The organism is Endozoicomonas sp. ALC020, assembly GCF_049275935.1.
Lineage (GTDB): Bacteria > Pseudomonadota > Gammaproteobacteria > Pseudomonadales > Endozoicomonadaceae > Endozoicomonas_A.
The window spans coordinates 5,271,480-5,284,960 of sequence record NZ_CP184830.1 but is presented as its reverse complement, the minus strand read 5'-3'; the positions used below and the strand labels follow the sequence as shown (position 1 = coordinate 5,284,960).

Annotated in this window: 6 protein-coding genes; 3 read left to right on the top strand and 3 right to left on the bottom strand. The window is 49.6% G+C overall.

Features of this window, described 5'->3' with window-relative positions; translation table 11 throughout:
* Nucleotides 1–42: 42 nt before the first annotated feature.
* Nucleotides 43–1,383, bottom strand: coding sequence for a 23S rRNA (uracil(1939)-C(5))-methyltransferase RlmD (gene rlmD, locus ACOJUO_RS19320; RefSeq protein ID WP_422137863.1), 1,341 nt, complete (start codon nucleotides 1,381–1,383; stop codon nucleotides 43–45).
* A gap of 243 nt (nucleotides 1,384–1,626) precedes the next feature.
* Nucleotides 1,627–2,517, bottom strand: coding sequence for a cysteine synthase CysM (cysM, locus tag ACOJUO_RS19315; protein WP_422133565.1), 891 nt, complete (start codon nucleotides 2,515–2,517; stop codon nucleotides 1,627–1,629).
* 107 nt (nucleotides 2,518–2,624) lie between these two features.
* Between cysM and ACOJUO_RS19310 the strand changes: the two genes are divergently transcribed.
* The gene (locus ACOJUO_RS19310; RefSeq protein ID WP_422133564.1) at nucleotides 2,625–5,369 is read left to right on the top strand and encodes a response regulator; all 2,745 of its coding nucleotides are present in this window, start codon (nucleotides 2,625–2,627) and stop codon (nucleotides 5,367–5,369) included.
* A gap of 93 nt (nucleotides 5,370–5,462) precedes the next feature.
* Here the strand turns inward: ACOJUO_RS19310 and ACOJUO_RS19305 are convergent, their stop codons facing one another.
* On the bottom strand, nucleotides 5,463–5,795 hold the full coding sequence (locus ACOJUO_RS19305) for a hypothetical protein (protein ID WP_422133563.1): 333 nt from the start codon (nucleotides 5,793–5,795) through the stop codon (nucleotides 5,463–5,465).
* Between the two features lie 322 nt (nucleotides 5,796–6,117).
* On the opposite strand from ACOJUO_RS19305, the gene ACOJUO_RS19300 reads away from it, so the two are divergent.
* A complete protein-coding gene (locus tag ACOJUO_RS19300; RefSeq protein WP_422137862.1) occupies nucleotides 6,118–9,840 on the top strand; it encodes a DUF4116 domain-containing protein in 3,723 nt (1,240 codons plus the stop codon).
* 161 nt (nucleotides 9,841–10,001) lie between these two features.
* Nucleotides 10,002–13,394, top strand: a complete 3,393-nt coding sequence (locus ACOJUO_RS19295) for a PEP/pyruvate-binding domain-containing protein (RefSeq protein WP_422137861.1) — start codon at nucleotides 10,002–10,004, stop codon at nucleotides 13,392–13,394.
* Nucleotides 13,395–13,481 lie beyond the last annotated feature (87 nt).

Sequence of the window (13,481 nt, the reverse complement as noted above, 5' to 3'; positions counted from 1 at the left end):
TATTTCTTCGGAGGCACTGCCTGAATGAAGGGATCTCCTGAATCAGGACTGTTTAAAAAGTGCCATGGATTCGACATGCCCGGTTTGCGGGAACATGTCCATCACGCCTAATCTGACCAGCTTGAACCCCTGTTGGGCCAGGGCTCCGGCATCTCTGGCCAGGGTTGCAGGGTTGCACGAGATATAAAGCAACCGATCGGGTATATGACCTTTCATGTGTTCAATAATTTCAATAGCACCGGTTCTGGGAGGGTCCAGCAACATGGCGTCGTAATGTTGATGCAACCAGCCCTCCCCTGACTTGTTCCCCTCAACCAGAGCAGTAAGGTTGGCCTGATAAAAGTGGGTGTTTTTCAGACCATTCAGACCGGCATTGAATGCAGCTCTCTCAACAGCCCCCGCACTGCCCTCGACACCAACGACAGAAGTTGTCTTTCTGGCCATTGCCAGAGAAAAATTGCCAAGACCACAAAAAAGATCCAGCACCCGGTCTTGCGGTGTCAATTCCAGCCAATCCAGAGCCTGTGCCACCATTTGACAATTAACAGGCCAGTTGACCTGGGTAAAGTCTGTTGGCCTGAACTGAAACCTAAGGTCCATCTCCGGTATCTGGTAATACAGCCAGGGATCAGCCACCGGAGAGTAGAGGCAACGGGTAAGCTTCTCATCCCCCATCAGGTACAGGTGCAATTGCTGCTCCCGGGCCATTGCTTCCAGCCTGTTCAAATCCTCGGGCGGCAACCCCCTGGTGTGTCTGAGCAGAATGGCGCGGCCGGAATCAGCCAGCAACAGTTCAGCATGACTGATCGCTTCTCGCTGGTTCAGTTCTGGTAAACAGTCTCGCAGCAACGCCGGTAGTGACTGCAAGGGTTCTGCCAGGACCGGACACTCACGAACATCGACAATCTGTTTACTGCTTCTCTCCCTGAACCCGAGTGATAAGTGGCCCTTCTTCCAAAGGATCGACAAACGGGCACGATAACGATAACCATAGGGTTGAGAAGCCAGAGGTTCAGCTATTGCCATGGGCGTCAGCGACGAAAACCGCTGCAACTGATCCAGTACAATAATTTGTTTGCCCTGAAGCTGGCCCTCATGGGACCAGTATTGCAGGCTGCAACCACCACAGACTTTAAAATGTCGGCAGGGAGGAGAGACCCGCTCATCTGAAGCAGACTCTATATCAGTGACCCGACCACTGCTGAAACGACGTCGATCTTCTGTCAGCAGGACCGAAACCTGCTCCCCGGGAAGCGCCCCATCGACAAAAAGGGTTTTGCCTTTTAATCGGGCAAGACCCCGACCATCATGGGAAAGACCCTGTACAAGAACTTCTCCAACGACCCGACGTCTGGCGCCCGGAGAAGCCTTCTGAGATCGCATGAAACTGTATCCTTCAGATTCAGAAATACACACGCAGCCTGTCAACGAAACAACACAGCCCCTCACAACAAGAAGCAGTGCCGGAGTGAATAATGCTGTATTTTCACGGGAATAGCTGCGTAAAAATTAATACCGTTGAGAATTGTACCTACAGCTGTATAAAATTTCAGTACTGGAGAGCAATGACTGTGTAAATGTTTTTTGAACCCGCTTTTAGACGACACAGTCAATGCGTTGATTCCCCTATCGGTTAAAGACGTTGGTAGAAAGATAACGATCACCCCGGTCACAGATAATGCAGACGATGGTGGCATTTTCCACTTCTTCAGCCAGTCTTAATGCTCCCGCGACAGAGCCACCGGAAGATACACCGCAGAATATACCTTCTTTTTTGGCCAGGGTTTTCATGGTTTCTTCGGCTTCGGACTGATGGATATCCATCACTCTGTCTACACGACTGTCATCGAATATTTCCGGCAGGTATTCCGGTCGCCAGCGCCGAATACCGGGAATGCTGGCTCCATCAGCAGGTTGCAGACCTACAATCTGGATATCCGGGTTCTGTTCTTTCAGGAACCTTGAGGTACCCATGATGGTGCCGGTAGTACCCATGGAGCTGACAAAGTGGGTGATCTCACCACCAGTCTGCTGCCAGATTTCAGGGCCGGTGCCTTTGTAATGCGCCAGAGGATTATCCTGATTAGCGAACTGGTTGAGCACTTTGCCCAGACCTTGCTTTTCCATTTCCAGCGCCAGATCCCGGGCCCCTTCCATACCCTCTTCCTTGCTCACCATTTTAAGCTCTGCACCATAAGCAGCCATGGCACCCTTGCGTTCTTCGCTCATGTTATCGGGCATGATCAGAATCATTCGATAACCCTTGATAGCAGCAGCCATGGCCAGGGCTATACCGGTGTTACCACTGGTCGCTTCGATCAGATTATCACCGGGCTGGATGACGCCCCTGGCTTGCGCCTCAGATATCATGGAGAGCGCAGGACGATCCTTGACCGATCCGGCGGGGTTATTTCCTTCCATCTTCAACAGAATAGTGTTCCCTCGCCCGGCAGAAAGCCTCTGCAGCCGAATAAGAGGAGTGTTGCCTACCAGCGACTCGATTGTGGGGTAATCCATACTCTCTAAACCAAAACTTCCTAAACCAAAACTTCCAAAACTGACACATAACTCTTATGATGCCCCCAGCATAAATGATAATAATCCAGTCTGTACAATTATTACTTATGAAAACATCTTTCCAGACTGTTCAGCGCAGGATTCTTGTTTTAGCACTGCTACCGGGCACACTCATCTCTGCCCTTACGTGCAGCCTCTATCTCTGGGCACATTTAGCCGGACTTGACCAGCAGCTGACCACGAAAGCCAGAGACATGACTCGCAAGCTGGCGACGCTTGTAGTTTATTCAATAGAAAGCGGTGAGATGCAGAACACCCGTGATCTGGCGGTCCGGATTCTGGATGATACTGATATCAGGGCAGTCAGCCTGCTCGATCGAAATGGCAGGGAATTACTTCATACCGGCCCCAACCTGCTCCCTGTAGGCATAGATCAACCACTTCCCGACGCTCTGACTCTTTTCACCACCCGGGATACCTTAAGAGCTATTACCCCCGTGGTTCGACTCAGTGGTGATTCAACTGAAACCCTTGGCTGGCTGCAGATTGAATACGCTTATTCGGAAACACGTATACAAAAACACAGAGCCACTCTTGTGGCCGTTATTCTGCTGGCTCTGGCTATTGGCATTGTCCTTTCTCTCTACATGAAGCTGTCCCGCTCCCTGATAAACCCCATGCGGGCCATCGCCGATGCTATGGATAAAATCGATGCAGATGATCAGGATAGCCGACTGGAAGCCTCTCCCGGGAGTCTCTACTTTACACTGGAGCTGGCTATCAACAGACTGCTCGAGCGGCTCACTCACTCCCGGGAGGTGTTGCAAAGAAGCGCTGACTTATCCACCAATGAATTACACGAAACTCTGGAAACCATAGAAATCCAGAATGTTGAGTTGGACCTGGCCCGAAAAGAAGCACTCGAAGCCTATAAGAGTAAAAGTGAATTCCTGGCCAATATGAGCCATGAAATTCGGACACCTCTAAACGGTATTTCCGGCTACACTGCCCTGCTGCTTGAAACGGAACTTAAATCACAGCAAAGGGAGTATCTGTGCACTATTGAGAAATCTGCCCAGGGTCTTATGACCATACTGAATGACATTCTCGACTTCTCCAGAATCGAGGCAGGCAAGCTCGAACTGGACAATCAGCAACTCAGTATCCGGGAAGTGATCGACGATGTCCTGGCTATTATGGCCCCTGCGGCACACCATAAATCGCTGGAACTGGTCAGTTTCATTTATGAAGATACTCCTGAAGATATCATTGGCGACAAGCTGCGGCTCTCCCAGATTCTGACCAACCTGGTAAGCAACGCCATCAAGTTCACCAATTACGGCAGTGTCGCCATTCGAGTCATGCTGGAGCAAGTGGATGACGCTGACATCCATACACTTAAGTTTACCGTCACAGATACTGGTTCAGGGCTGACGTCTGAACAGCACTCCCGCATTTTCAAATCTTTCTCTCAAGCTGACTCCAGCAGAACACGACAAGCCGGTGGTACTGGTTTGGGACTCGCCATCAGCAAAAGTCTTGTCGAACAGATGCAGGGGGAAATCGGACTCGATTCTGATCTGGGCAGAGGCTCTACTTTCTGGTTTACCATTCGAGTCCGCTCGATAAAAGATGAGAGCCTTCTGTTTAAGCCGGAGCCCTTACCCGGCTGCCGTCATGTATTACTTTACGAGCCTCAGGAACTCTCCAGGCTTTCCATAGGGCATCAGGCACAGAGCCTGGGATTAAAAGTCACTTCTTTTCAGTCTTTGTCAGAACTGCAGACTTACGTTGAAACTCATAACAACCATGACCTGCTTCTGCTGAGCCAGGGTGACGATCATCTGCAGCGCACCCTAAAAATCGCCGTAAACTATCTCCAGCAAAGCCCGGTTCTGATTCTTGCCGTGGCCGGTAGCAGCAACCTGCTGGATACTCTGCCCTCAGGGATTCACTGCCTCCTTAAACCCGTAGCCAGAAACAAGCTCTTGCGGGCGATTAAAGGGATGACTTCGAACCCCGCCCCCGGAGCCGATGTCATGCGACCTGCCAAAGCAGTGTTTGAAAAAAAACTGGATATCCTGATCGTGGATGATAATGAGGTCAACCTTAAGCTATTGGAAACCATTCTGTTAAAAATGGATCAGTCTGTAGTCACTGCCAAAAATGGTTTTGAAGCCATTGAATGTTGCCATCAGAAAATCTTCGACCTGATACTGATGGATGTTCAGATGCCTGAGATTGATGGCTTGGAAACGACTCGTCGAATCAGAAATATCAACACTATTTACAACCGTATTCCTATTATTGCAGTGACTGCCCACGCACTGCCTGAAGAACGCAAGCAGATCCTGCAAAGCGGGATGGACGACTATATGACCAAGCCCGTCAACACCCGTCAGCTGGTCTCTACCATCAGTCACTGGACAGGCAATTCAGTGCAGGCACCGGATGACCCGACTGAAGAGAGCCTATCCGTTCAGCTAGAGGCTGACTCCTCACCAATAGACGTGGAAAAGAGCATACAACTGGCAGCCGGCAACCGGGAACTGGCCAGAGAAATGCTGGACATGCTACTTGATGGTTTGCCAGAGGATTTGCAGACCATCGAAGAGAGCTTCCGAAACCATCTCCATGAGCCGTTACTGGATCGGGTTCACAGACTTCACGGAGCTTGCCGATATTGCGCGGCACCAAAACTTCTGAAAGCCTGTCTGGAGCTTGAAACCAGCCTCAAACAGAGTACCCACCTCAATTCAAGCCCTATTATTCATGGTGTTGAAGAAGTGATTAAAGCCATTAAAGAGCTTCTGGAATGGCAGCGGTCGAAGGAAGCAGTAGCTATTGCATGAGGGCTACCTGCTTCTGTTCCAGCCAGCCTTGTTGCGTCTTCGCTTAATTACGATCAGGCGGAACCTTCACGGGCACCAGCATTTTCTGCAGGTTTACCTTACCTTTCTCGTCATATCCCCTGAAGCGCTTCTCCTTAACCACCAGGCCCGCAATACATGACTGCAGTTGTGATCAGGCTTCCATACCCCGGGAAATGTGTCACTGCCAAGGCATTGGATAACTCGCTCTGGCCCGGGGCGACGGTGATAATGCTGTAGTATTCTCAGAATGGTCTCTTCGTTATCCATGGCATTAGGCAAAACCGGTGGTACTCTGAAGGGGTACTCTGAAGGCGTCGACGAGAAATTGCAACGCTTCTGGTTGTGCCAGGGAGGCAGGTTGCACAGATCGACAATGGCTGAGGCCAGGGGACCTTTGCAGTTCAACTATTTGTTGCTGCCCTACTTTGACTTTTTCTGGCCATCGCCGGTAAAAGGGCTTTTGACCACGCCGTTTCCAAAGTGCTTTAACCCAGTGGATATAATCATCTGCACTCAGCGTTCCCAGAGATTTCTCAATATATTCAGGGTGGGTGTCTGCTATTTCTATTTTCGAAGGTCGCCCGGAAATTTCGCTACAACCCTCAAGAAACAGCTCTCATTCTGGTCTCTCTGTGCAAGCAGAGGCCTGATGTTGATTTATTGAAACTTTTTTCAAAAGTACCGGTCTCATATAAAGGTAATCAACGAAATCAAGGAAATTAAGGCTATGGATAGCATTCAACCAACAAGATCAGGCCCGACTGAGGACAAATCTGCCCGGTTGTCGGGTGGTCAGGCAGCGTATGCACTCAGCCGTTCTATCACTCCTAACGATCATGAGAGCCCTCCTCACAAGCAGCTGCGGTTAATGAAGGTTGATCCAGGTGAAGCTTTCCCGTCTTTTACTCCGCTATCCGCTCGTGGTATCGAATGCCCGGATACGAAAAATAGCAAGCCTGCCAGCCATGACTTGCCACCTGACTTTTCAACTCTCATCAAAGACGAGCAAATCCGATCCTCTATAGGCGGCAAGGGATTGTTTCTGTACCGTATGCAACAGGCCGGGATTCCGGTTCCACGCTTCACGGTGGTTGACACAACCCTGATCGCCAGGCTCGAGCAACAGCCTTTCCCCGCAAAATGCCTGTTGCCATTTTTGCCAGATATAGACACGCAGAGTCAGCAATCATTCAGCCTGGAACAACTGCGCACGATCGTTACCAAACTCCCCCACCCGCAACAATCAGAATGGCTTAAGGGTTTATCCGGGTTTATTGCCAGTGAGGATTTCTATCAACAAGTAGAAAATATCAGTGCTGCCCGGGGTATTCGCCATCGCTACTTCAGACTTCGGCAACAAGCCAGTGGAGCCTGTATCGTCCGCAGTTCCGGCGTCGATGAAGACCGCTTCGGCAACGCCCAGGCCGGTCGCTATGATTCCCGGGTTCATGGTGGCGGCGATATCCTGAAAACCTGCCTGCAAGTCCTGTCATCCGCCTACCGGCCTGAAGTCTGCCCGAACGGACAGGTAAAGCCCATGGCGCTGGTCCTGCAGCAGTGCATTCATTGCCTGCTGGGGGGCGCAGTGATCAGCCACTCAACACTAAAGGACAATACCATTGAGGTGGAATATGCACTGGGTCAACCCCGGGGGGCGGTCTCCGGAACCACAGGTATCCGCCCCCATCGCTATTCGATCAAGCGCAGTGATGACGAAAACAGTCAACCAGATCGGCAATTTACCCCGGGTGATGTTACGACACAGTTTGTCCTGGAAAAAATCACCGATGAAGAGACCGGTGAGGCGGGTTATATCGAACGCAGCAAGACTGCAACCACCGATGCAAAAGACATCATGCTCTCTGACAAGATATTGCAAGAACTGCAGAAAAACATAGAAAAGCTCGAAGATATGTTCTGTTGCCCGGTCGATGCTGAGTTCGGCGTGGATGGCGATCTGCAACTCCACCTGTTCCAGAGTCGACCAGTGACTCAGCTGCCGGGCAGTACCCGTTTCTCTGCACCTGCGCCAGCCGCGTCAATGGCTGAAGGAATCATGGTCAGTGAAGGTTGCTGTAGTGGTGTGGCCCTGGCGGTCAACGAACCGGTCAACCCAGAACAGATTCCACCCGGTGCCATTCTGTTTGCCAATCACGCCAGTGACTGGATGCTGGCACCTGATATTTTAAAACGTCTGGGTGGCTGCGTGTTCAAACAGGGAGGAACTAACGATCATGTTGCCATCACCCTGCGTCAGGCGGGTATACCCTGTCTGTTGGCTGGTTGTCAGTATTCTGAGGCATTAAGACAGAGCAGCGGACAACAGGTAACGCTGGTGGCAGGCAGTTTTGCCGACAGCCCCGGAGCCTGTTTGCTGACCGGCGACCAGTCTGCCTACTGGCAGGCCAATAGCAGGACTTCTGGTGAGGATATCATAAGCCGACCCTCAAGCTGTCTCACAGAACCGCCCGACTTCACCAGAGTCGACACAGGTTTTGACTGGCTGAACCGCCAGAATAATCGCTTGCTGGACTACTTTCATGCCGACAGACTACTAAACCACTGCCTTGCTCCGGGTCGAAGCAAGGCAATGAGTATGTCAGCAAACCGAACGAATCTATTACCGGAACTCGGTATGGAGACTCTTCTTCTGCAGAACGATTTGCAGCAATTTCTAACCGGTTATGAGCGCTTTTTATATCTGGCTGCAGGCTCTGAATCGGGCGCCCTATCTTCCGGAGTCCAGCCTTTTGTCAATGAACTCACGGCACTCAAAAAACAATGTAAATACCTGGAGGATGCCATTAATGGTCTCTGCTCAAAAGTGCTCTTGCCGCTGGCTACGGAAGGAGAATTGCCCACCCGGCGGACGAATTTAGGACAATGGCTCAAAGATTGTCAGACCTTGCAGGATAAACTGCAAAAACTGACCCAACCCAGAGAAGTGTGCGATATCCATTCTGCTCATGACCTGATTTACTGGTTTCATCAGCGATTTGTCAGCGCTCTCGCCCCGGTGGCCGAAGCATCCGGCCAAGGTAAAATTACCGAAATTACAGAAAAGAGAATCCTGATTGATTTACTCCCCCGAGGCGTTTCCGGACTATTAAACGACAATTGCATCTCGGTACTGAGCAAACTTAACGTAGCCAGTCTTCGCATGCTTAATATGATGGATGCCGCTTTGATTAGTGCAACACTCGGAATACATGCCTGCACCATAACCATGCTGGAACAGGCCGAGGGTGGCAAGGGCCGAACACTCCGCCTCGACATCTCAGATAAGTTTTCCCAAAACGAGAAAAACAGGAATTTACAGGGCAAACTGAAGCGTTTCTGGTTTTTGGTCCAGACACTGCGCTGCGCATCCATTGATAGCAATTCACGGCCAATGGCAATCAATTTCAATCAAAGTGCGGGAAAAATGACCATAGAATACACTCAGGTTGATACAAAACGAGCATTGCAAGATGGCTTTGTGAAATTGGTGACCATTCTGTCAGGACTCACCAGCATGGATATATCAATCAACAAATTTAATCCCGGTGACACTTCTGAAAAGTGGTATTTTGAAACACTGGTTAAAAAGTGCCAAAACGGGCTGGACGAACCTGAAAATAACTGGATATACAAACATTGTCTGGTACTGGATGCAATCACTAGCCGATATATGCCGACAGAATGGCATTATGATTATACGTTCTTCGATTATCTGGATAGCGAGTACAGACTCTTCTTTGAATTGGCCAAAAGAGCTCGCCACCAGACTAACACATCCAAAGCTCCGAATCGAAATACAGAACTTCGCGAGATCCTCAGCTCAGCGACCAAACACCTTGAGCCGGATGATGCCGCAAGAATAATAAAAGAACTGTTAGCTCACATGGCCATTGGAAGCATATCGACACTCACTTATATTGAACTCTTGCGTGAGGACTTTAATTTAGATGACGACAGGGCTCAGGTTAAATTCCTGGTTCGCCATAACCCAAGGGTATTTGAATATATTGCCGACCGATTTAAGAATGATATTGAAATAGCTGAATCTGCAATAAAAAAGCAAGGAGATTTATTAGAGTATGCCAGCAATCATCTCAAAAATAATAAATCGCTAGTGACGATTGCCGTCAATAATTGTGGTAGAGCCATCGAATATGCCAGTACAGATCTCAAAAATGACCCCGCTGTGGTTTTGTCAGCTACCAGAAACTATGCTTTTGCCTTTTACTATGCCGGACAGACAGTAAAAAACAATGAAGCCCTGTCGAGGAAAATCATTAAGGAAAAACCGGAAGCCATGTACTTTGCTACTGAATCTCTTAAAAATGACAAGGATTTTGTCCTGCCTCTGCTCTCACGATATCCCTGCATTTACGAAGACCTTAGCGATAAACTGAAATCTGATCCGGACATCCAGGCTGCAGCGCAAAGGATGGAAATCTCATACTGATCAACGCCAAATCTCTGCATCCCATGCACTACAGAGGCTGCCTGCTTCATAGCCAGCTCAGTGGATGCGAGTCGCACACCTCAATTAAGCTCGGACTGATTAGTTGAAACTTTTTTCAAAAGCACTGGTCGAAATTAACCAGGATTATGGAAATCACAGTCATGGAAAACACTCAGCTAACAACATCGGGCCTTGCTTCACTCAAACCTGCCCGTAAGCCAAACTGCGACAGAGCATCTGCATTCGCTCGTTCTGTTATTTCTGCCAGACAAGACTCCTCTCCTTGCATGAAGGATAATTCAGACAAAACTCATCTCTCTTGTCCTGAACTCACTGCTCGTGATATCAAACTTCCGAATACGGATAACCGCAGGCCCGTCAGCTATGACTTGCAGCCTGTCACCTTGCCTAGCAGCAATGACAGGCAAACCCGGGCCTTTATGGGCGGCAAGGGGCTGTTTCTGCAGCGTATGCAGCAGGCCAGAATCCCGGTTCCACCCTTCACTGTGGTTGACACAACCCTGATCGCCAGGCTGGAGCAACAGACTTTCCCCGCAAAATGCCTGTTGCCCTTTTTGCCAGATATTGACACCCGGAGCCAGGAATCATTCAGCCTGGAACAACTGCGCACGATCGTTACCAAACTCCCCCATCAGCAACAATCAGAATGGCTCAAGGGGTTATCCGAATTTATTGCCAGTGAGGATTTCTATCGACAGATCAAAAATATCAGTGTTGCCCGGGACATTCGCCATTGCTTCTTTATGCTCCGGCAACAAGCCAGCGAAGCCTGCATCATTCGCAGTTCCGGCGTCGATGAAGACCGCTTCGGCAATGCCCAGGCCGGTCGCTATGATTCCCGGGTTCATGGTGGCGGCGATATCCTGCAAACCTGCCTGCAAGTCCTGTCGTCCGCCTACCGGCCTGAAGTCTGCCCGAACGGGCAGGTAAAACCTATGGCGCTGATCCTGCAACAGTGCATTCATTGTCAGCTGGGGGGGGTAGTGATCAGCCACTCAACCTTACAGGACGATACCATTCAGGTGGAATTTGCTCCGGGTCAACCCCGGGGGGCGGTCTCCGGGAATACAGGCATCCGCCCTCATCGTTATAGTATCAGGCGCAGTGATGACGAAAACAGTCAACCAGATCGGCAATTTACCGCTGGAGACGTTACCACACAGTTCGTTCTGGAAAAAATCACCAGTGAAGAGACCGGCGAAGCAGGTTATATCGAGCAGAGCACCTCGGCAACCTCGGATGCAAAAGACATGATGCTTTCTGACGAGATATTGCAACAGCTGCAGAAATACATAAAAAAGCTGGAAAATATGTTCTGTTGCCCGGTCGATATTGAGTTCGGCGTGGATGGCGATCAACAACTCCACGTGTTCCAGTGCCGACCAGTGACCCAGCTGCCGGGCAGTACCCGTTTCTCTGCACCAGCACCCGCCCTGCCAATGGCTGAAGGAATCATGGTGAGTGAAGGTTGCTGTAGTAGTGTGGCCATGGAAGTCACCGAACCGCTCAGCGCAGAACAGATTCCACCCGGAACCCTTCTGTTTGCCAATCACGCCAGTGACTGGATGCTGGCACCCGATATTTTAGAACGTCTGGGCGGCTGCGTGTTCAGACAAGGGGGGACCAACGATCATGTTGCCATCACCCTGCGCCAGGCGGGTGTACCCTGTCTGTTGGCTGGTTGTCAGTATTCTGAGGCATTAAGACAGAGCAGCGGACAACAGGTAACACTGGTGGCAGGCAGTTTTGCCGGCAGCCCAGGAGCCTGTTTGCTAACCGGCGACCAGTCTGCCTTCTGGCAGGCCAACAGCATCACTTCCGGCCAGGATATCATCGGCTTACCCGCAACCACTCCTGTAGAACCGCCCGACTTCACCAGAGTCGACGAAGGTTTTGCCTGGCTGAATCGCCAGAATAACCGGTTGCTGGACTACTTTCGCGCTGACCGGTTACTAAGCCACTGCCTTGGACCAGGGCGAAGCAAGGCGATCAGTATGTCAGCAAACCGATCGGATCTGTTACTACAACTTGGCATGGAGATTCATTTTCTGCAGGACGATTTGCAACGATTTATAACCGGTTATAAGCGTTTTTTAGATCTGGCCATTGGGTCTACAGCGGGCTCGATAGTCAGTTACTTTATCGATGAACTCCCGCTCCTTAAAAAACAATGGCGCTACCTGAAGGATGCTATTGGTGACCTGTACTCAGAAGTGGTCACGCCGCTGGCCAGCAAAGGAGAATTGCCCAGACGACGGACGAATTTCAGACAATGGCTGAGAGATTGCCAGACCTTGCTGGATAAATTGCAAAAACTGAACCAGCCCGGAAGAATGAGCGATATCCATTCTGCCCACGACCTGATCTATTGGCTTCATCGGCGATTTGTCAGTGCTCTTGCCCCGGTGGCTGAAGCATCCGGTCAGGGACAAATTACCGATATTACATTATATGGAACGCTGATTGATATACTCCCCCAGGGAGTTCCCGGACTATTAAACGACGATTGCCTCTCAGTACTGAGCAAACTTTTTGTAGTAGAGCTAGACATGCTAAATATGGCGGATGCCGCTTTTGTTAATGCAACCCTCGGAGTGCACGTCTGCACCATAACCATGCTGGAAGAGGCTGAGGGAGGCAAGGGCCGAACACTCCGCCTTGACATCTCGGACAAATTTTCCCAAGACGAGAAAAACAAGCACTTACAAGGTAAATTGAAGCGTTTCTGGTTTTTGGTCCAGACGCTCCGTTGCGCATCAATTGATAGCAGTTCACGGCCAATGGCGATCAGTTTCAATCAAAGCGCGGGGAAAATGATCATAGAGTATACCCAGGTTAATTCCACACAAGCATTACAGAAAGCCTTTGTGAAATTGGTGAACATTCTGTCCGGGCTCACCTCCATGGATATATCAATCAACCAATCTAATTTCAGTAAAAATACTGACAAATGGTATTTTGAAACGCTGATTAAAAGGTGTCAAAACGGGCTGGACGAACCAGTAAATAACCGGACGTTCAAACATTGCCTGGTATTGGATGCAATCAATGACAGAGATGCTGCTTATTGGCATCATGAATATACTTTCCTCGATTATCTGGATAGCGAATACAAGCTGTTTTTTGATATGGCCAATAAAGCTTGTCATTGTATTAAGGCAACTGAAGATCCGAACAAAAATTCAGAACTTCGGCAAATATTTAATGCTGATACCAAACACCTTGAGCCGAATGATGCCGCAAGAATAATAAAAGAACTGTTACTTTCCATGGCCATTGCAAGCGACTCGCCATTGCAGGACGCTTGCATTGAACTTCTGCGTGAGGACTTTGATTTAGATCATGACAGAGATCTGGTGCTTTTTCTGGTTCGGCAAAACCCATGGATATTTGAAGATGTCGCCGACCTATTCAAGGATGATATTGACATAGCTAAAACTGCCATAGAACAGGAAACTGATTTATTAGCCTTTGCCAGCGAACGTCTCAAAAACAATACATCGCTGGTATCGCTTGCCGTCAATAATCATTGATTGTGCTCTCCACTCTGCCAGTAAAGATCTCAAAAATGACAATAATGTGATTCTGTCAGCTACCAGAAGAAATATTTATTCCTTTGA

Coding starts and splice junctions, on each gene's coding strand:
- cysM (WP_422133565.1), bottom strand. CDS start 2,517: ATGGATTACCCCACAATCGAGTCGCTGGTAGGCAACACTCCTCTTATT.
- ACOJUO_RS19295 (WP_422137861.1), top strand. CDS start 10,002: ATGGAAAACACTCAGCTAACAACATCGGGCCTTGCTTCACTCAAACCT.
- ACOJUO_RS19300 (WP_422137862.1), top strand. CDS start 6,118: ATGGATAGCATTCAACCAACAAGATCAGGCCCGACTGAGGACAAATCT.
- ACOJUO_RS19310 (WP_422133564.1), top strand. CDS start 2,625: ATGAAAACATCTTTCCAGACTGTTCAGCGCAGGATTCTTGTTTTAGCA.
- rlmD (WP_422137863.1), bottom strand. CDS start 1,383: ATGCGATCTCAGAAGGCTTCTCCGGGCGCCAGACGTCGGGTCGTTGGA.